General features: G+C 72.2%; 19 protein-coding genes. 9 read left to right on the forward strand and 10 right to left on the reverse strand.

Annotated elements, in window-relative coordinates; genetic code table 11:
- Nucleotides 1-20 precede the first annotated feature (20 nt).
- The 6 genes from ABGB12_RS25555 (at nt 21) to ABGB12_RS25580 (ending at nt 5,646) form a co-directional block, all read left to right on the forward strand.
- Nucleotides 21-1,052 (forward strand): aldo/keto reductase, encoded by a 1,032-nt coding sequence (locus ABGB12_RS25555; protein WP_347681991.1) that lies wholly within the window; start codon nt 21-23, stop codon nt 1,050-1,052.
- Nucleotides 1,049-2,386 carry a PEP/pyruvate-binding domain-containing protein gene (locus tag ABGB12_RS25560; RefSeq protein ID WP_347681992.1) on the forward strand — a complete coding sequence of 446 codons (1,338 nt, stop codon included), beginning with the start codon at nt 1,049-1,051 and terminating at the stop codon, nt 2,384-2,386. Before ABGB12_RS25555 ends, ABGB12_RS25560 begins: the two co-directional genes overlap by 4 nt.
- Nucleotides 2,383-3,126: a maleylpyruvate isomerase family mycothiol-dependent enzyme gene (locus ABGB12_RS25565; RefSeq protein WP_347681993.1), complete on the forward strand. Its 744-nt coding sequence runs from the start codon at nt 2,383-2,385 to the stop codon at nt 3,124-3,126. The genes ABGB12_RS25560 and ABGB12_RS25565 overlap by 4 nt, the downstream gene beginning before the upstream one ends.
- A 10-nt stretch (nt 3,127-3,136) precedes the next feature.
- Nucleotides 3,137-3,706: a hypothetical protein gene (locus ABGB12_RS25570; RefSeq protein ID WP_347681994.1), complete on the forward strand. Its 570-nt coding sequence runs from the start codon at nt 3,137-3,139 to the stop codon at nt 3,704-3,706.
- A 21-nt stretch (nt 3,707-3,727) separates the two neighbouring features.
- Complete coding sequence (locus tag ABGB12_RS25575; RefSeq protein WP_347681995.1) at nt 3,728-4,825, forward strand: DUF2332 domain-containing protein; 1,098 nt, start codon at nt 3,728-3,730, stop codon at nt 4,823-4,825.
- Between the two features lie 131 nt (nt 4,826-4,956).
- Nucleotides 4,957-5,646: a response regulator transcription factor gene (locus tag ABGB12_RS25580; RefSeq protein WP_347681996.1), complete on the forward strand. Its 690-nt coding sequence runs from the start codon at nt 4,957-4,959 to the stop codon at nt 5,644-5,646.
- On the opposite strand, the gene ABGB12_RS25585 is transcribed toward ABGB12_RS25580, so the two are convergent.
- The 10 genes from ABGB12_RS25585 to ABGB12_RS25630 are packed head-to-tail and all read right to left on the reverse strand — an operon-like array spanning nt 5,628 to nt 14,727.
- A complete protein-coding gene (locus tag ABGB12_RS25585) occupies nt 5,628-7,259 on the reverse strand; it encodes an AMP-binding protein (protein WP_347681997.1) in 1,632 nt (543 codons plus the stop codon). The genes ABGB12_RS25580 and ABGB12_RS25585 overlap by 19 nt on opposite strands.
- Nucleotides 7,259-8,356 carry a GNAT family N-acetyltransferase gene (locus tag ABGB12_RS25590; RefSeq protein WP_347681998.1) on the reverse strand — a complete coding sequence of 366 codons (1,098 nt, stop codon included), beginning with the start codon at nt 8,354-8,356 and terminating at the stop codon, nt 7,259-7,261. The genes ABGB12_RS25585 and ABGB12_RS25590 overlap by 1 nt, the downstream gene beginning before the upstream one ends.
- Nucleotides 8,353-9,474, reverse strand: a complete 1,122-nt coding sequence (locus ABGB12_RS25595; protein WP_347681999.1) for a DUF3419 family protein — start codon at nt 9,472-9,474, stop codon at nt 8,353-8,355. The genes ABGB12_RS25590 and ABGB12_RS25595 overlap by 4 nt, the downstream gene beginning before the upstream one ends.
- The gene (locus ABGB12_RS25600) at nt 9,468-10,217 is read right to left on the reverse strand and encodes a 4'-phosphopantetheinyl transferase superfamily protein (RefSeq protein ID WP_347682000.1); all 750 of its coding nucleotides are present in this window, start codon (nt 10,215-10,217) and stop codon (nt 9,468-9,470) included. Before ABGB12_RS25600 ends, ABGB12_RS25595 begins: the two co-directional genes overlap by 7 nt.
- Nucleotides 10,205-10,762: a ferritin-like domain-containing protein gene (locus ABGB12_RS25605; RefSeq protein WP_347682001.1), complete on the reverse strand. Its 558-nt coding sequence runs from the start codon at nt 10,760-10,762 to the stop codon at nt 10,205-10,207. The genes ABGB12_RS25600 and ABGB12_RS25605 overlap by 13 nt, the downstream gene beginning before the upstream one ends.
- Complete coding sequence (locus ABGB12_RS25610; protein ID WP_347682002.1) at nt 10,755-11,816, reverse strand: SDR family oxidoreductase; 1,062 nt, start codon at nt 11,814-11,816, stop codon at nt 10,755-10,757. The genes ABGB12_RS25605 and ABGB12_RS25610 overlap by 8 nt, the downstream gene beginning before the upstream one ends.
- Entirely contained in the window at nt 11,813-12,673 is an 861-nt protein-coding gene (locus ABGB12_RS25615) for an aminoacyl--tRNA ligase-related protein (RefSeq protein ID WP_347682003.1), read from the reverse strand. Before ABGB12_RS25615 ends, ABGB12_RS25610 begins: the two co-directional genes overlap by 4 nt.
- Nucleotides 12,670-12,903, reverse strand: a complete 234-nt coding sequence (locus ABGB12_RS25620) for a hypothetical protein (protein WP_347682004.1) — start codon at nt 12,901-12,903, stop codon at nt 12,670-12,672. Before ABGB12_RS25620 ends, ABGB12_RS25615 begins: the two co-directional genes overlap by 4 nt.
- Entirely contained in the window at nt 12,893-13,765 is an 873-nt protein-coding gene (locus ABGB12_RS25625; RefSeq protein WP_347682005.1) for a diiron oxygenase, read from the reverse strand. The genes ABGB12_RS25620 and ABGB12_RS25625 overlap by 11 nt, the downstream gene beginning before the upstream one ends.
- Nucleotides 13,765-14,727 (reverse strand): 3-oxoacyl-[acyl-carrier-protein] synthase III C-terminal domain-containing protein, encoded by a 963-nt coding sequence (locus ABGB12_RS25630; RefSeq protein WP_347682006.1) that lies wholly within the window; start codon nt 14,725-14,727, stop codon nt 13,765-13,767. The genes ABGB12_RS25625 and ABGB12_RS25630 overlap by 1 nt, the downstream gene beginning before the upstream one ends.
- A gap of 160 nt (nt 14,728-14,887) precedes the next feature.
- Here ABGB12_RS25630 and ABGB12_RS25635 point away from each other — a divergent pair, with 160 nt between their 5' ends.
- The 3 genes from ABGB12_RS25635 to ABGB12_RS25645 are packed head-to-tail and all read left to right on the forward strand — an operon-like array spanning nt 14,888 to nt 17,339.
- Nucleotides 14,888-15,844, forward strand: coding sequence for an ABC transporter ATP-binding protein (locus tag ABGB12_RS25635; protein ID WP_347682007.1), 957 nt, complete (start codon nt 14,888-14,890; stop codon nt 15,842-15,844).
- Nucleotides 15,841-16,566 (forward strand): ABC transporter permease, encoded by a 726-nt coding sequence (locus tag ABGB12_RS25640; protein ID WP_347682008.1) that lies wholly within the window; start codon nt 15,841-15,843, stop codon nt 16,564-16,566. The genes ABGB12_RS25635 and ABGB12_RS25640 overlap by 4 nt, the downstream gene beginning before the upstream one ends.
- Complete coding sequence (locus ABGB12_RS25645; RefSeq protein WP_347682009.1) at nt 16,563-17,339, forward strand: ABC transporter permease; 777 nt, start codon at nt 16,563-16,565, stop codon at nt 17,337-17,339. Before ABGB12_RS25640 ends, ABGB12_RS25645 begins: the two co-directional genes overlap by 4 nt.
- Nucleotides 17,340-17,360: the final 21 nt, after the last annotated feature.

Below are 17,360 nucleotides of genomic sequence, written 5' to 3' on the forward strand. Positions count from 1 at the left end.
CTCTCGAAGAAGGAGCACGGATGGAGTACCGCAGGCTGGGAACCTCGGGCGCCAAGGTCGGGGCCTGGGGCCTGGGCACCATGATGTTCGGCGCGTCCCCCGACTGGCGGGCCGACGAGGCCGACCGGATGATCGGGATCGCGCTCGAACACGGGGTCAACCTCGTCGACACCGCCGACGCCTACGCCGGCGGGGAGTCGGAGCGGGTCCTCGGCAAGGCGCTCAAGGGCAGGCGCGACCAGGTCTTCCTGGCCTCCAAGTTCCACATGCCGACCGGGCCGGGACCCAACGACCGCGGCAACTCGCGGCTGCACATCATGCGGGCCGTCGAGGCCAGCCTGGCCCGGCTCGGCACCGACCACCTCGACCTCTACCAGGTGCACCGGCCCGACGCCGACTGCGATCTCGACGAGACACTCGGCGCGCTCACCGATCTGGTCAGGCAGGGCAAGGTCCGCTACCTCGGCACGTCGGCGTTCCCGCCGGAGATGCTGGTCGAGGCAGCCTGGGTCGCCGAGAAGCGGCTTCGGGAGCGGTTCGTCGCCGAGCAGACGCAGTATTCGGTGCTCTCCCGGGCGGTGGAGTCGGCGGTGCTGCCGACCTGCCAGAGACTCGGCATGGGGGTGATCGTGTGGAGTCCGCTGGCGGGCGGCTGGCTGACCGGCAAGTACCGCAGGGGCGCGGAGTTCCCGGCGGGCTCGCGTGCCGCGGAGAACCGGGTCACGATCCGCTTCTTCAGTGACTCCCCGGAGAACGACCGCAAGTACGACCTGGTCGAGAAGCTGACCGAGCTGGCCGCCCAGGCGGGGCTGAGCCTGCTGCAGCTGGCGCTGGCCTGGGTCGACCGGCACCCGGCGATCACCTCGACCCTGCTCGGCCCGCGCAGCGCCGAGCAGTTGTCGTCGCTGCTGGAGAACGTCGGCGCCGAACTCGACGACGAGGTGCTCGACCTGATCGATCTGCTGGTCCGTCCCGGCACCGACGTCAACCCGTCCGACCTCGGCTACGTGCCGCCGTGGCTGCTGGACAGCTCCCGGAGGCGCCGCCGGTGAGCGGGATCTTCACTTTCGAGGAGGCCGCCGCGGTGCCGCCCGGCGAGCGGGTGGCGCTGCTGGGCGGCAAGGCGGCCGGGCTCGTCGGAATGCTGGAGGCGGGGTTCCCGGTGCCGCCGGGCTTCACCCTCACCACCCGGGTCGGGCTCGCCTTCCTCGACTCGGGCGCCCTCTCCCCGCAACTGGAGGAGGGGGTGCGGGAGCGGATCGCGCGGCTGGAGCGGGCCGCCGGCCGGAGGTTCGGCGGGGATTCCGACCGGCTGCTGGTGTCGGTGCGGTCGGGAGCGGCCACCTCCATGCCGGGGATGATGGACACTCTGCTGAACGTCGGCGCGTCCGCGGACCCCTACGCGGAGCTGTTCCAGGCGATCGGAGCGGTCTTCTCCTCCTGGCGGTCCGACCGCGCCGTGACCTACCGGCGGCTGCACGGGCTCGGCGAGCAGGGCTCGACCGCGGTCACCGTCCAGCTCATGGTCAGGGGGGACCTGGCGGGCCCTCGGCTGTCCGGGACCGGGGTGCTGTTCACCCGCGACCCGTCCACCGGGGCGCGGGAGCCGGTCGGCGAGTTCATCGAAGGCGGTCTCGGCAGCGACCTCGTCGACGGCACCCGGACTCCTGATCCGCTGGCCGTGCTGGAGGCGCGCGCACCCGGGCTGCACGCCGAACTGCTCGGCTACGGCGACCGGCTGGAGCACGCGCTCGCCGACATGTGCGACATCGAGTTCACGATCGAGGACGGCGTCCTGTGGCTGCTGCAGGTCCGTCCCGGCAAGCGCACCGACCAGGCGGCCGCCAGGATCGCGGTCGAGCTGGCCGAGGAGGGCCTGATCAGCAGGGCCGAGGCGGTGCGCCGGGCCGCGGAGCGGTCGGGCACGGTCTCGGTCGCCGAGGCGGGGCCGTCCACCGTGCTCTGCGAGGGCATCGCCGCCTCGCCCGGCCTCGGCTCCGGCCATGCCGTCTTCGACCCCGACACCGCGCAGGACTACGCCGACGAGGGGCGCCCGGTGGTGCTGGTCCGCGACTTCACCGAACCGTCCGACATCCACGGGATGGCCGTCGCCGAGGCGGTCCTCACCAGGACCGGCGGCAAGATGAGCCATGCCGCGGTGGTCGCCAGGGAGTTCGGCGTGGCCTGCGTCTGCGGCGCGGCCGGGCTCCGCATCGACGAGGCCGCCGGTGAGGCGTGGGCGGGCGGGCACCGGATCGTGCTCGGCGACCTGATCACCGTCGACGGAACGAGCGGCCGGGTCCACGCCGGATCCGTGGCGGCGCGGACGGACGGCCCGACCGAGTACCAGGAACGGCTGGCGGCCTGGTCCGCGGAGGCGACGTGACCGCTGTGCTGAACGTCCTGGCCGGGGTGCAGGCACGGCTGGCGCGCCTGCTCTGCGGCCTGGAGGCCGGGCAGTGGGAGCTGCCGACGCCCGCCGAGGGCTGGAGCGTGCGGGACCAGGTGGCGCATCTTGCCGACACCGAAGAGGTGGCCCACGCGACGCTCACCGGCGGGCGGCGGACCTTCGCCGACGCCGTCTCGGGCTTCCCCGACGGCGAGGCGTTCACCGAGTCCGGTTGCGCGCGCGGCCGCGGGCTGTCGCCCGGCGCGCTGCTCGCGTGGTGGAGCGTCGCCGCGGCGCGCACCAGGAAGGCCTTCGCCGAGGCCGACTCCGAGTCGCGCGTGCCGTGGGGCCTCGGCATGGGCGTCGAGGACTTCGCCCGGGCCCGGATCATGGAGCACTGGGCGCACGGCCTCGACATCAGGGCGGCGCTCGGCCTGCCCGACGACGATCGCGAAGCGCTGCCGCCCGTGGCCGCGCTCGCCCTGGCCAGCGTCCCCTACGCGCTGGCCAGGTCCGGTGTGCGGCGCCCGCGCGACCGCTCGCTCCGCCTGCGCCTGCACGACGGCCGCAGGTTGCGGCACTTCGGCCCGCCGGACGCCACGGACGTGGTGACCGGCCCCCTGGACGGCTGGTGCCGGGTCGCGGTGCGCCGGCCGCGTCCCGGTGACCGTACGGGGCTCCGCGCGCGGGGGCCGCTCGCCGAACTCGCCGTCGCGCATGTCCGTGCCTATCTGTGAAGGAGACGTGATGCTCGAAGTGCTCAACGCGCTGGCCATCAAGGGCCTGGCCGAGGTGTCCGAGCTGACCGAGGCGACCGGCCGGCCGGAGCACGAGGTGGCCGCCGTCCTCAGCGAGCTCGAAGCCGCCGGCCACGTCCGGCTGCGCAAGGGCCGGATCAAGGGCTGGACGGTCACGGCCGAGGGGAAGGCACGGCGCCAAGGCCTGCTCCGCGACGCCCTGGCCGGATCGGAGGCCATCCGGGTCGTCGAGGACGCCTACACCGCCTTCCTCCCGGTCAACGGCCGGTTCAAGCAGGCGTGCTCGCGCTGGCAGGCCGACCAGGATGCCGCCGCCGCACGCGAGTCCCTCGCTCTGGTGCACGGGCAGGTGACGCCGCTCCTCGCCGCGGTGTCGGCCGCCGTTCCCCGGTTCGGCCGCTACGAGCAGCGCCTCGCCGAAGCCCGGCGGCGCTTCGAGAGCGGGGAGAGCGGGGCGCTCACGGCCCCGCGTCAGCGCAGTTACCACGACGCCTGGATGGAACTGCACGCGGACCTGCTGGCCACGCTCGGCCGGAGCCGCACCGCGGCCGACGGGTAAGACGAACAGACGGGAGCACCCATGGGCACCGCCCTCACCGACCAGCCGTCGTTCTCCGCCGTGCGAGCGGAGTTCCGGTCCTTTCGGGCCAGGGAGGGCGCCGGGTACTCGCCGCTCTACGAACGCCTCGCCGACATCGCCTCCGAGGAGCCCGCGGCGTTGGAGGCGCTGCTGGCCGCGCCGGAGCCGTTCCGCAGGTACACGCTGTTCTTCGCGGCGGTCCACAGCCTGCTCTCCGAACGCCCGGACGAGCCGCTCGCCGCGTGGTTCCCCACCCTGACCGGGCGGCCGGTGCCGCGGGAGGATCCGGCCGAGGCCTTCGTCGGGTTCTGCGTCCGGCGCCGGGACGAGCTCACGACGCGCATCGCCGCTCGCCGCACCCAGACCAACGAGGTGGGGCGCGCGGCCGCCCTCCTGCCCGGGCTGGCCGCGGTCGGCGCGGACCGCCCGCTCGGGCTGGTCGAGCTCGGTGCCAGCGCCGGCCTCAACCTGGGCCTGGACCGCTTCTCCTACGTCTACGAGGGCGGACCGGAGATCGCCGGGCCGGGCGGGGTGCGGGTGCGCAGCGAGCTGCGGGGCGACTGGGACGGCCTGATCCCGGCGGAGCCGCCGCGGATCGGCGGCCGGGTCGGCCTCGACGCCGAGCCCGTCGACGTCGCCGACGACGCCGCGGTGGCCTGGCTCGCGGCCTGTGTGTTCGGTGACCACCCCGAGCGCGCCGCCAGGCTCCGGGCGGCGGTCGAACTGGCCCGCGAGGAGCCTCCGGCGCTGCTGCGCGCCACGCTTCCCGACGGGTTCGCCGAGCTGCTCGATCTCGTCCCGGAGGATCAGGCCCCGTGCGCGATGAGTTCCTGGGTGATGCCGTATCTGTCGCGCACGGCGGTCCTGGCCCTGCTCGACGTCCTGAGCGCCCATTCCCTGCGCCGGCCGGTCAGCTGGGTCGCGCTGGAGCCGGCAGGCTCCCTGCCGGGGATCGGCGTCCCGGTGCCCTGCGGCGCGCAGCCGCCGACGCTGCTGGCCGTTCTGCGGTTCGACAAGGGAGTCCGCAGGGACGAGCTGATCGCCGTCTGCCATCCGCATGCCACCTGGATGACGAACATCAAAAAAAGCCAATTGTAGAAAGTGTGTAAACATTTACGCACAGGCCAAACATGCCACTTTACCGAGTGGCCAGAATCGGCCAATAACACTGGACAATTAGCATTAGGCGACAGCCGAGTCCTTTATGGATCGTGCTAATGTCACGACATATGCCTAAATGGACAATTGTTCTGGTCGATGACCACGTTCTCTTCCGAGAGGGCGTCCGGCGGCTCCTCGAACAGGAGCCCGACCTGTCCGTCGTGGGAGAGGCGGGCGACAGCCGCGAGGCGCTCGAACTGATCACCGGGATGAGGCCGCACCTGGTCCTGCTCGACGTGGAGATACCCGGCGCGGAGGTGACCGAGACCGTTCGGGCCATCAAGGAGGTCAACCCCGACACCTGCGTCATCGTCCTGAGCATGTACGACGAGAGCAGCCTCGTGCGGCGCCTCATCGACATGGGCATCAGCGGCTACCTGCTGAAGAGCGTGTCCAGCAGGGAGCTCATCGCGGCCATCCGCACCTGCGCCACGGGAGGCGACCGGCTGCTGCTGGCCGTCTCGCGCGAGAGCATGGTGCGGCCGCCGGAACCGCGGGACCCCTGCGACTCCCTGCTGTCCCGGCGGGAAAGAGAGGTGCTCGAACTCACCGCGCAGGCCATGAGCAACTCGCAGATCGCCAGCCGGCTCTTCGTCGCCGAGGCCACGGTGAAGCGCCACCTGCACAACGCGTTCCGCAAGCTCGGCGCGGTCTCCCGCATCGACGCGGTCAACAAGGCGAAGGCGGCGGCGATCATCCCCGCGGACCCCGCCCGCGACGACCGCCCCGTACGGCAGGCTCAGTCCAGACGGGAGTAGCGTCCCTCCTGCAGCATGCTCCACATCAGGCGGCGGCGCGGCTTGCCGCTGGAGGTCCGCCGGATGGGTCCGGTGGCGACGGAGACCACCGGCATCGGACCGAGCTCCTCGCGCAGGAACCCGCGCGCCGCGTCGACCCACGGACCCGGAGCCTCGTCGGCGATCACGGCCACCCCGGGACGGCCCGCTCCGGGCGCGCCGACCACGCAGACACGCCCCGGCGCGAGCCCGGCGGCGGCGGCGACCCTGCCCTCCAGGTCCTCCATGTAGACGCTCCTGGCGCTGACCTTGAGGCTGTCGCCCATGCGGCCCAGCACGTAGAGCCTTCCCTCGTGCACGAATCCGGCGTCGGCGGTGCGCAGCAGTCCCCCGACGAACGTCTCGGGCGCCGGATGGTCCTGGTAGCCGTCCGCGACCGACCCGCCGCCGACGACGATCTCGCCGAGATGGCCGTCGGGCAGGGACTCGCCGTCCTCCCCCACGATCCGCACGGTCACCTCGCCGCCGGCCGGAAGCCCGTGCCCGGCGGTCCAGCCCTCCGCCCCGTCCGCCTCGTCCAGCCAGGACTCCCTCTCAATCGTGACTCGGGCGCCGAACGTCAGCTCGGCCCAGGCCGGCCGCACGACCCTGACCCTCGCGCGAAACGGGTTGGCGGTGACCAGCAGCGTCCCCTCCGCCAGGCCGTAACCGGGCTGGAAGGTTCGCGCCGAGAAGCCCGCGGGCGCGGCGAACCGGAGGAACGCGGCCAGCGCCCGCACGTCGACCGGCTCCGCCCCGACGATCACGCTCCGCCAGCCGGACAGGTCCAGCTCCTTGATCCGTTCGGGGGCGGTCCGCCGCGCCGCGTAGCCGAAGGCGAACGACGGGGCCGCCGTGTGGGTGGCGCCGCCGGGTCCGAAACACTCCAGCCACCGCACCGGGTCGCGCATGAACTGGTCGGGCCGCATGAGGCTGAGGTCGGCCTGCTCCGACACGGTGAAGAGCAGGCACCCGATCAGGCCCATGTCGTGGTGCAGCGGCAGCCAAGAGGCCATCGAGGAGTCGGGGCCGAAGTCCAGCGTCCGCCGGATGTGCCGGAAGTTCGCGGCGAGGTTCTCCCCCGTCACCCGCACCCCCTTGGGCGTCCCGCTCGACCCGGAGGTGAACTGCAGCAGCGCGGGCTCTCCGGGCTCCAGGACCGGCCCCTGCTCCGGAGCGGTCCCGGGAGGCAGCAGGACGCCGGGCTCGCCCGCCTCGTGCCACGCCCGGCCGAGGATCCGCAGCGCCTCCGGGCCGCACACCGTCACCGACGGCGCGGCGGCCCGCAGGACGGGGGCGGTCCGGGCGACGTACTCCGCGTCCGGCTGGACCGTCTGCGGGACGGGCAGCGAGACGGTCGCCCCCGCGGCCCACGCGGCGAACACCGTCGTGACCAGCTCCCGCCCGGAGGGCATCACGACGCAGACGACGGTGCCAGGCCCGGCTCCCCGCGCGGCCAGGTACGCCGCGGCCGCCCGGACGTCGGCCGCGAGCTCGGGATAGCCGACTCGGGTCCAGCCGCCGGAATCGTCGGCGAAGCCGATGCCCCGCCCGGCGCGCGGGTCGGTGAGCCAGGCGGTGAGCGGATGGGCCATCAGACCGTGCCTATCTCGAAGTGCACCGGGGCGCCGCCGAGATCGATCTCTGCGGCGCCGGGCATGACCGGGTCGATCCACACGTCGGTGTCCGACGGCTGGGAGACCAGACCGCGCAGCGCGTCGTTCAGCGGGTCGTGGGCGTCCAGGCCGATGGTGAGCACCGAGTAGCCGCGGCCGTGCAGCCGGTTCGCCGCGGACTTGAGCAGGGCGGAGAGCACGATCGGGTCCTCCGCGCACGGGTTGACGACGCTGCGGTACCGCAGCTCGCCGCCGGGCTCCGGCAGCGGCGGGGCTTTGAGGACCGGTGCGAGGACCCGGGTGAGGGTGCGGACCCTGGCCAGCTGCGGCGTGTATCCGACCACCCGCATCTGCTTGAAGGAGTGCTGGTCCCAGAGGCCGAGGAAACCGGCGACGGCTCCGCCCGGGGTGAAGGCGACCAGGTAGTCCGACAGTTCGAGTCCGGGCGCGGCCCCGATCCACTCGAGGAAGGAGGCCTCGTCGTGGACCGGCGCCAGCTGGCGTCCGGACGCGACGCGGCGCCAGGCCTCCACCATGGCGGGCACGTCCGAGGGCGCGGCCTCCCGGACGGTCAGCCCTGCCTGCCGGATCCGCCGTTTCCACAGCAGCTGGATGCTGTGCGAGCGCAGGCGGGCGCGTGGAGCCCCCGGCGCGCCGTCGGCGGTGAACTCCTGGAAGAGGCGCGTCGCGGGCTCGTTGCCCGCCATGATCGTGGAGAGCTTGACCCCGTCGGGACCGACGAGTTCGCAGGCCTTCTCCCGGGTCCAGTGCAGCAGCTCGCGGGCGAGCCCCCTGCGGCGGGCGCCCGGCAGCACCTTGATGTCGCCGATGTAGACGATCGGGGTCGGGGAGCCGTTCAGGTAGACCTCGCGGCGGGCGACGCCGGCGCAGGCCACGGGCCCGTCCCCGAGGTCGACGACGCCGACCAGCCACGGGTCGCCCTCCAGCCGGCTCAGCGCGAAGAAATCGGGCCGCCGGTCGACGCACAACGAGATGTCACCGGCCATCGGGCACTGTTCGGCCAGCGTGAGCAGTGCTTCGTTGTCCTCGGGAACCGCTTCCCTGATCTTGCTCACAGTCCCTCCCCGCGGACGTCGCAGACGGCGATCCGCCGCTGGCACAGGCTTCGGTCGAGTCTGATCAGCTCCTGGCCGAGCGCGCGGTCCTCGACCACGGCGTGGCTCCAGCGGGCGGGCACCTCGGTCCAGCCCACGAAGTTGCGGAACACCAGCCGGGCTCCCGGCGCGGCGGTGCGGACGATCTCGGCGAACAGCCCGTCGATCTGCTCCTGCGACAGCCACTCGCAGATGTTCGACAGGACGAACCCGTCCAGGCTGCCGTCGGGCTGCGTCCTCAGGTAGTCCTCGAACGACGCGTCGACGAGCGAGAGCCGGTCGGCCGCCTCGGCCAGCCGGGAGGCGTGCTCGGCCTTCAGATACGCGGGCGTCGCGTCGCGCGAGTACAGGCCGGTGAACAGGTGGCGGAGGAAGTAGTTGCCGCCGATGGGCAGCTCCCGCAGCGCCCGTTCGGCGGTGCCGTGGAAGTGCAGGGCGAAGCTGGGGTTCTCGATGTGGGTGAAGAACGCGGGGTCGTAGGTCCGGCGGAAGGCGAGACGCCCGCACAGGACCCGGAACATGAACCGCCATCGTGCGTTGTTCCAGGTGCGGTCGTAGAACTCGCGCTGCCGCACGGGGTCGTCCTGAAGCAGCAGTTCTTCGATGACGGCTCGCGGGTGCACGCTCCAGCGCACGTACCGGGCGATGACCCGCATGAGGCGCTCGGTCACCCCCGCGTCGAGCACGCCGGAGGTCACCTCACGGCGCCTGCCGTCCCAGTAGGCCCGGGCTCCGCCGGTCAGCTCCCGCCGCAGCGCCCCGTAGGCGTCGATGCGCTCGGCGGCCTCCGCGGGGAGGCCGCCGAGGAAACGGGCCGCGTGTTCGGGGCCCAGCCGGGAGACGGCCAGCGCCTTCAGTTCGGTGATGTGGTTCTGCGCCCGGTTCATGTCGACGCCCACGACCTCGCGGGCGCCCTCGGCGAGCAGCGTCAGCGCTGTGCAGCCGCCGGAGGTCACCAGCGCGATCCTGCCGTGCAGCCGGTCCTTCAGCGCTTCGAGCTCAAGGCGCGGGTCCTCGCGCACCTGGGCGAAGTAGAGCCGGTCGTCGACGGCGCCGGGCAGGCTCGTCCTGGTCAGCACGGGACCTCCCGGCCGGTCTCCCGCAGCAGGGCGGCCAGATCGCCGAGCGTGGACACCTCGCGCAGCTGCTCCTGGCCGAAGACCGCGTCGAACTCCTCCTGCAGGTCGATGACCATCTCCACCAGCATGAAGCTCTCCCGGACCAGGTCGCGGACGAGCGTGCCGGGTTCCAGGCGGTCGGCCGGGACGTTCAGCAGCGTCGCGACCCGCTCGGCCACGTCTGCGAAATCGATCTTGGGTGGCACCTTGCTCCTTGGGTTCGTCGTGACGGCGAATGAGAGGAATCGGCCGCCGAGCCGGACGGTGGTGTACCGGGCGGGGCCGGCGCGGCCCGTCCGGGCCGAGGGGTCGGCCAGGCCGTAGTCGCGCAGGACCGTTCCGGCGTTCGCGGGATCGGCCTTGAACAGCGCCTCCTTGACCGTCCACAGCCGCATGTGCTCGTGGTCGCGGTCCCGGGGCCGGACGCCGTCCAGCCAGCGCAGCTCGTGGTCGCGGAGGAAGAAGCGGCCGGTCCTGGGGTCGGCCGAGCGCTCCTCCTCGAGGTCGATGCCGAAGCCCGTCACCGGCGCGCCGAGGACGCAGGCCGCCAGGTTGAGGTCCCCGGAGCGGCTCATGGACAGTCTGGGGTGCGGCAGGGCGGGCAGGGCGGGCTCGCCCAGCAGCGCGCCCAGGAACACCAGGCCCGCCCGGGACGGGCCGGTCCAGGTCGCGGCGAGCAGGCGCAGCCGGTTCAGCTCTGCCATTCCAGGAACTCCATGCGGTCGCCGTACTCGGCCAGGGTCCCCTTGTAGACCTCCTCGTCGGCCGCCGTGAACCGGGCCAGGGTCCGTTCGATCTCCTCGGCGCCGTACCTGCCCGCCATCCCCTCGAGCGCCTCCTTGACGTAGGAGATGTGCCAGCGCTCGTCCTCCATGATCCGCTCGATGGTCTGGCGGACGGCGGGATGCGTGCCGGAGTGGCGCAGGTGGCGGCGGTACTGGGTGATCACACGGCGCTCGAAGACCTGGGTGATGGCCATGACCTCCATGAGGTTGGCGGGGGCGCCGATCGCGGCGAGATAGCGGTCCTGGTAGCTGTCGGACAGCTTGACCGGCAGCAGGCCGAGGTCGTCCAGGCAGCGGGTCCACAGCTTGGCGTGGGCCGCCTCGTCGGCGAAGTGATGGGTCACCTCCACCTGCAGCGGCCCGCGGATGGTGCGGGCCACCCTGCCGAAGAACAACGCCCCGTTGATCTCGGACGACCGGTAGTAGCTGAGCAGCCAGCGCTCGTTCTCGGAGATCTCAGTCACGGGGGCTCCTCGGACCGCGGCCCCACCGGGTGAGGACCAGGGTCTGGCAGACCGACTCGACGAGGCGGACCGGGTCGGGGGCCCGGTAGCCGGGCCACCGGGCGTGCAGGCCCCGGTTGTCGAAGGTCTTGGGCAGGTAGAGCTGCTCGGCGTACGGGGCGACCACGCCGACCGCCTGGTTGATCGGGCCTTTGCCGAGCGCCTCGGCCACCGAGACCAGATCGCGGAAGCCCGCGTGGTCGACGTGCAGCGGACGCAGCAGCCTCCGCCTGCGGAAGGAGGGATCCCGCTCGAAGACCGCGAACGCCGTATCGATCATCGTCCCGAGGTCGGTGGAGGCCTCGGCGTCCGGGCACACGTGCACGATGCCCTCGGGCGCGTCGAGCAGCGCCAGCACGGCCCGCACGGCGAACTCCGCCGAGGCCAGGCTCAACGGGGTCTCGGCCAGGCCGGGGACCAGGGAGAGCAGCCCGTAGAAGTAGAGCTTCAGGGTGCGGTGGAAGGCGTTGTACTGGGTGATGGACAGGCCGGTGTCGTCGTCGCAGACGATCGTGGGCAGCCGGAGCACCGACAGCGGCAGGCCGCGCGAACACGCGAGCTCCTCGGCCTCGTGCTTGGACCACTCGTAGTGGTTGACGAAACCCGCGTCCCCGTGCCGCGTCTCGGGGATCTCGCCGAGGTGCCGGCCCGCGGTGTAGAGCGTCGAGATCAGCGTGAGGCGCTCCAGGTTCGGCGAGCGCTCGGCGAGGTCGCAGACCTGGGCGGTGCCCTCGACGTTGCCGCGCCGTGCGGTCTCCCGGTCCACGTTGAACCGGGTCACGGCCGCCGCGTGCACGATCCTGGTGAGTTTCGCCGGATCGATCCCGGCCAGCGCGTCCGGCGCCCCGAGATCGGCCTCGACCAGGGTGACGGACGCCTCGCCCGCGTGCCGGGAGGCGAGGCGGGACAGTCCCTCGCCCCTGGCGGCGAGCACCACGGTCTCCCCGTCCCGCAGCAGCGCCTCGGTCAGCCTGCGGGCCAGGTACCCGTCGGCGCCGGTGATGAGCGTGCTCATACCGCCACCCCGGCGAGGTCGGGCCAGCGGGCCGGGTCTTCGCCGTGCCGGTCGGTCAGCGCGTACAGCCAGCGCTCGACGCCGAAGGCAAGGCAGCAGCTGAAGGCGGGCTCGCCGGCGTACCGGATTCCGAAGGACTCCCCGAAGTACCGGTAGTGCAGGTTGAGCGAACCGATCGCGAGCTCGGAGCCGTCCCTCGCCGTGTAGACGGCTTCCAGCTTCGTCGGGTCGAGGAGTTGCATGAGGTGCTTGACGTTGCTCTCGGGGCGGAAGAAGGGATCGGTCGCCGCCTTCCACTCGACCGCCAGGCCCGCGGCTTCCAGCAGGGCGGCCGCCGCCTGTGCGGCCTCCCTGTGGAAATGTTCCACGTACTCGCGGTCCCCCACGCAGACGACTTCACGCATGGTGAAGCTCCACTGGCGGCGCAGCGGCACGTACTCCTTCTCGGCGCGGAAGCAGGTGTTCCGAGTCGTCAGGACCAGCGGGCCGGTGAGCTCCTCGTCGGCGTGGGCGGCGTACAGGTGGTAGCAGGCGGCGGGGGTGAGGATCTCGCGCACGGCGACGGTGTCGGTGAGCCGGACCGAGCCGTCCGCCTCGAGCACCTCGGAGCCGGTGAACCTGCCGAGGTTCTCGTCGTCCGGGTCGAGTCCGGTCGCGAGCACGGCCTGATGGGGGAAGGAACGCAGGTAGTCCACCCGCTGCAGGACGTCCGCGGGCAGAGAGGCCGGGTGCCGCTCTTCCGCCGCGCCCAAGCGGCGGGCGAGCGCGACGAACGCGGCGTCGCAGTCGTCGGCCAGCTCCAGGAGCGGCCCGTGCAGGCTCGCCTGGCCGTTCCGGCGCCAGCGAAGGCCGATCACGACGGGGTCCCGAACCGCAGGACGAGCGTGTCGATGTCGCGGAAGTCGCCGGGCCGCAGGTCCTCGACGTCGATGGGTGCGCCTCGCAGCCGCTCCATGTACAGCAGGAGGTCGGGCAGGTGCACGGAACGCAGCCAGCCCTCGGAGAACAGCGGGCTGCTCCCGGTCAGCTCGCCGGGGTGGGGCTCCTTGGCCTTGTCCAGCACCCAGGCGTGCAGTTCAGAACGCATCGGACGGCTCCTCGCTGAGAATGTGCTCGGCTGCCAGAAATTCCACGCAACGGGCCGACGTCCGGCGCCGGTGCGCGCGCTGGGAAGGCGCCGACCAGGCCAGCTCCGCCAGTTCCCAGGGCTCGTCCAGGCCGAGGTCGGCGTAGACGTCGGGGTTGTAGTACTCGCGCCAGCTGGCCGCCAGGAACTGGCCGAGCTGAAGTCGGATGTCGTCCCTGACCCGCTCGTCCCAGGACGACTCGCGCCACAGCAGCCTCACCAGCTCGCGGCCGAAGACCAGATGCCTGGCCTCCTCGCGGTGGTGGTTGTCGTTGATGAACCGGGCCAGCGGGTGCAGCCGCTCGTCTCGCGCCTGCAGCCAGTTGTAGCGGTCCGCCAGCTCCTCGAAGACGAGCGTCTTGGCGAAGAAGAGGAAGTCCGCGATGTCCCTGCTCTGCTCCAGCTCGAACGGCACGTGCCGGCTGCGGTACACCTTGGCGTACCGGGTGCAGAACCCGCCGAAGTAGATGCTGTGCTTGTTCTCCTCGTCCAGGAAGTGGTGCAGGTACTCGGAGATCGGCTGCAGGTCCGGCCGGTACAGCCTGGCGGCCAGCCCCTTCATGAGGCTCTTCTCGCCGTGGATGTTCAGGCTGTAGAAGTTCGCCGCCTCCAGGAAGGCCAGGCGCCGCCGGGTGGACTCGTCGAACGTCTCCCAGACGGGGGTCCCGTAGAGGCTGAGCAGCTCCGGGCTGGTGAACCAGTGCGCCTCGGGGTCGAGCTCGCCGGGCCACTCCACGGCCGTGTAGGGGTTCTGGTAGGAGCGCCGCGACAGGTCGCTCAACCGGCCGGAGATCCGGCGCATCGCGTCGAGGCCGGGCGCCATCAGACCGCTTCCAGGACGGCGGCCTGCCAGTTGAGCCCGAAGCCCGCCATGACCGTGAGGATCTTCTGGCCGGGGACGAGCCGGCCCGAGTCGAGCAGCATGCGCAGATTGATGATGTTGTCTCCGGAGATGACGTGGCCGACCTCGTGCAGCGACGGGAACCAGATCTTGTGCTCGGCGATGCCGAGCAAGCGGGCGAGGATCCGCCACGCCTTCTCATGGGTGTTCTGCGTGACGACCCAGTCGAGGTCGGCGGCGGCCAGGCCCGCGCGGTCCAGCGTCTCGCGGACCAGCCGGTGGGTGTAGGCGAAGTAGCTGCCGACGGTCTCGTCGTCGTCGGCCTGCGCCAGCCCCCCGTTGGTGAGCTGGTGGAAGGCCTTGAGCCGGACGCCGCGCGGCTCCCTGCCGACCAGGCAGGCCGCGCCGCCGTCCGAGATCGGGTTGTACGCCTGCTCGTACCGCGAGCCCTCGGGGAAGCGGTCGGCGGTCACGCAGAGGACCCGCCGCCAGTCGGGCTCGGACAGCAGCAGCGCCCGGGCCAGCCGGAGCGAGCCGATCATGGAGGTGCACGCCTGCTGGTTGATCCCGACCACGACCGCGTCGTCGAGACCGAAGTCCGCCTGGAGTCGGCTGCCGGGGAAGTCCATCAGATGCTTGACGTCGCCGGTCTTCCGCCAGGTCTCGGGCTCTCCGCAGTTGCCGTTCAGCGGAAGGCAGGTGGCGTAGACGATGGCGTCGGCGTCGACGTCCCCCGTGTTCTTCACCAGGGTGGACACCGCCTCGCGGGCGAGGTCGTAGGAGCTCAGGTGAGGTGAGCTCGTGTGGTGCCAGCCGAACCCCGCCGCTTCGAGGTCCTCGGGATCGGAGACGAGCAGGCCGAGCGCGGCCGACTCGCGGACCCGCATCCGCCGGTCCCCCAGCGAGTAGGCGAATCCCTCGGCGTAGACCTCGCCGTTCCCCATGCGCGCGCCTCCGGAACCGCAGCTGTCAGTAGTGGTCGAGCGTGGCATCCACGGCGGCGGACGTGCCATCGAACGAACGGCGTACAACCAACGATGAAGGGACGCGGGAGACCGGGCGCGCCTACCCTGACCTGGTTCGCCGGGCGAGAAGGGGTGACCGATGGGACCACAGGTGGTGGTGGAGGACCTGACGCGGGTCTTCGGCGCGCGCACGGTCGTCGCCGGAGTGGACTTCGAAGTGGGCGAAGGCGAGATCTTCGCCGTGCTCGGGCCGAACGGCGCCGGCAAGTCCACCCTGATCAGGATGCTGACCACCCTGCTGAAACCCACCTCGGGCCGCGCCTTGATCGCCGGGATCGACGTGGCGTCCCGGCCCCGCGAGGTCCGCAAGGTGATCGGCGGGGTGCTGCAGGAGACCTCGGTGGACCAGCTGATGACCGGCGTGGAGCTGATGCGGCTGCAGGCCGCCCTGCACGGCCTGGGCAAAGCCGAGGCGAGACGCCGGACCGGCGAACTGCTGAGCCGCTTCGGGCTCGACGGGGTGGCCGGCGACCGGGTGTCGACCTACTCGGGAGGCACCCGGCGCAGGCTGGACCTGGCGCTGTCCCTGCTGCACCGGCCGAAGGTCCTCTTCCTCGACGAGCCCACCACCGGCATCGACCCGACCAGCAGGCTCGCCGTCTGGGACGAGATCCGCGCACTGCGCGACGAGGGCACGACGGTCATGCTCACCACCCAGTACCTCGAAGAGGCCGACCGGCTCTGCCGCGACGTCGCCATCCTCGTCCAAGGGCGGATCGCGCGGTCCGGCGCGGTCGACAGGCTCAAGGCCGAGGTGGACGCGCCGACGCTGGTCGTCGGGGTGGAGGAGCGCGTCCGAGCCCGGACGGCGGAGATCCTCGCCGGGTTCGGCCCGGCCCGCGCCCGCTCAGACGACGAGATCGCCATCGCGCTGCCCGGCGGGACCGCGGAGACCGCGGCCGTCGTCCGTGCCCTGGACGAGGCGGCGATCACCGTGGACCGGCTGCAGGTCGAGCCGCCGAGCCTCGACGACGTCTTCGCCGAGGCCACCGGCGGACGGCTCGAAGGCGCGCTCACCGCGGAGAGCGGCACGTGACCGCGCTCCTGGTGCGCCGGTCGGTGGCCGGGATGGCGCGGCAGCCCGGTGCCTGGCTTCCGGGGCTGCTGTTCCCGCTGCTCATCGCGGCGGTGTTCACCGCCAACTACGGCCGGGCCGGTGTGCTGCTCGGGCTGCCGGAAGGCGCGTCCTACCTGTCCTTCATCCTGCCCGCCGCGGTGATCGTCGGAGGACTCTACGCGGGGGTCGCCGCCGGCACCGCCGTGACCTCCGACCTGACCGGAGGGTTCCTGAGCCGCATGGCCCTGACCCCGATGCCGAGGGCGATGATCCTGGTCGGCCCCCTCGCGGCCGCCGCGCTCCAGGGCCTCCTTCAGGGATCGCTCTTCGTGCTGGTCTTCGGCGCGCTGGGCGCCGAGACGAACGGCGCCGAGGCGGTCGTCTGCACGGCCCCGCTGCTCGCGGTCGCCATGGCCGGGCTCACCATCGCGCTCGGCCTCAAGGCGGGCACCGGGGAGATCATGATCAGCCTGTTCGGGCTGCTGTTCCTCTGCCTGTTCGTCAGCTCGGCCTTCTTCCCCGCCGGATACATGCAGGGATGGTTCGGCGCGGTCGCCCAGTACAGCCCGTTCACCTGGCTGGCGGACGGGCTGCGCGCCGGCGACCTGGCGAAGGCCGCCGGAACCGCCCTCGGCCTCGGCGTGCTGACCGTGGCCTGGGCGCTGTCCGCCCTGTACCGCACCACCGGAGGCGAACCATGACCCTCGAACCGTTCCAGGTCGCCCTGCTCGTGGCGGCGCGCAACCTCAAGAACATCGTGCGGATCCGCGGGAACGCCGTCACCGTGATCGCGCTGCCGGTGCTGGTGCTCGTCGTGTTCGCCGGAGCCTTCAACGAGGTCACCCGGGCGCCCGGCTTCCCGCCCGTGGACGCCGTCACCTGGACCACCCCGTTCGCGGTGGCGATGGGCGCGCTGTTCGTGGGGCTCGGCTCGGCGTTCAACGTCCAGCGGGATCTGGCGGGAGGCTTCATGGACCGGATGCTGCTGGCCCCGGGCTCCCGCGGCATGCTGGTCACCGGCGAGGTGCTCGGCTCCGTCGGCCGGGCGCTGCTGCAGGTGGCGGTGATCCTCGCCGTCGCGGTGCCGTGCGGGCTCGACCTCCCCGGCGGACCCGGCGCGCTCGGCCTGCTCGTGCTCGCCGCGGTCGGCCTGGCGACCTGGTCGGGGCTGTGGAGCCTCACCCTGATGTACTGGATGCGGTCGGCCCAGGCGATCGGCCTCGTCACGCTGGGGATCTTCGCGACCGGCCTGATGTCGACCGGCCAGGTGCCCGCCGAACTGCAGTCGGGCTGGCTGCGCGCGGTGACCGGGGTGAATCCGCTGACCCCTGTGCTCGGCATGGCGCGTGAGGGGCTGTCCGGGCGGATCGCCTGGGACGGTGTCGCGCCGGGGATCTACGCCCTGCTCGGGGTGAGCCTGCTGCTCGCCTGCACCGCGTACCTGGGACTGCGCCGGATGGCGTCGTCCTCCTGAGGCACACGGTCCTTGTGAGGC

Origin of the sequence: Actinocorallia sp. B10E7 (assembly GCF_039871655.1) — a bacterium.
Classification (GTDB): domain Bacteria; phylum Actinomycetota; class Actinomycetes; order Streptosporangiales; family Streptosporangiaceae; genus Actinocorallia.

What these genes read in the sequence shown, in the direction of transcription:
- ABGB12_RS25555 (WP_347681991.1), top strand. Translation starts at nt 21, where the DNA reads ATGGAGTACCGCAGGCTGGGAACCTCGGGCGCCAAGGTCGGGGCCTGG.
- ABGB12_RS25570 (WP_347681994.1), top strand. Translation starts at nt 3,137, where the DNA reads ATGCTCGAAGTGCTCAACGCGCTGGCCATCAAGGGCCTGGCCGAGGTG.
- ABGB12_RS25575 (WP_347681995.1), top strand. Translation starts at nt 3,728, where the DNA reads ATGGGCACCGCCCTCACCGACCAGCCGTCGTTCTCCGCCGTGCGAGCG.
- ABGB12_RS25580 (WP_347681996.1), top strand. Translation starts at nt 4,957, where the DNA reads ATGCCTAAATGGACAATTGTTCTGGTCGATGACCACGTTCTCTTCCGA.
- ABGB12_RS25585 (WP_347681997.1), bottom strand. Translation starts at nt 7,259, where the DNA reads ATGGCCCATCCGCTCACCGCCTGGCTCACCGACCCGCGCGCCGGGCGG.
- ABGB12_RS25600 (WP_347682000.1), bottom strand. Translation starts at nt 10,217, where the DNA reads ATGGCAGAGCTGAACCGGCTGCGCCTGCTCGCCGCGACCTGGACCGGC.
- ABGB12_RS25610 (WP_347682002.1), bottom strand. Translation starts at nt 11,816, where the DNA reads ATGAGCACGCTCATCACCGGCGCCGACGGGTACCTGGCCCGCAGGCTG.
- ABGB12_RS25620 (WP_347682004.1), bottom strand. Translation starts at nt 12,903, where the DNA reads ATGCGTTCTGAACTGCACGCCTGGGTGCTGGACAAGGCCAAGGAGCCC.
- ABGB12_RS25625 (WP_347682005.1), bottom strand. Translation starts at nt 13,765, where the DNA reads ATGGCGCCCGGCCTCGACGCGATGCGCCGGATCTCCGGCCGGTTGAGC.
- ABGB12_RS25630 (WP_347682006.1), bottom strand. Translation starts at nt 14,727, where the DNA reads ATGGGGAACGGCGAGGTCTACGCCGAGGGATTCGCCTACTCGCTGGGG.
- ABGB12_RS25635 (WP_347682007.1), top strand. Translation starts at nt 14,888, where the DNA reads ATGGGACCACAGGTGGTGGTGGAGGACCTGACGCGGGTCTTCGGCGCG.
- ABGB12_RS25645 (WP_347682009.1), top strand. Translation starts at nt 16,563, where the DNA reads ATGACCCTCGAACCGTTCCAGGTCGCCCTGCTCGTGGCGGCGCGCAAC.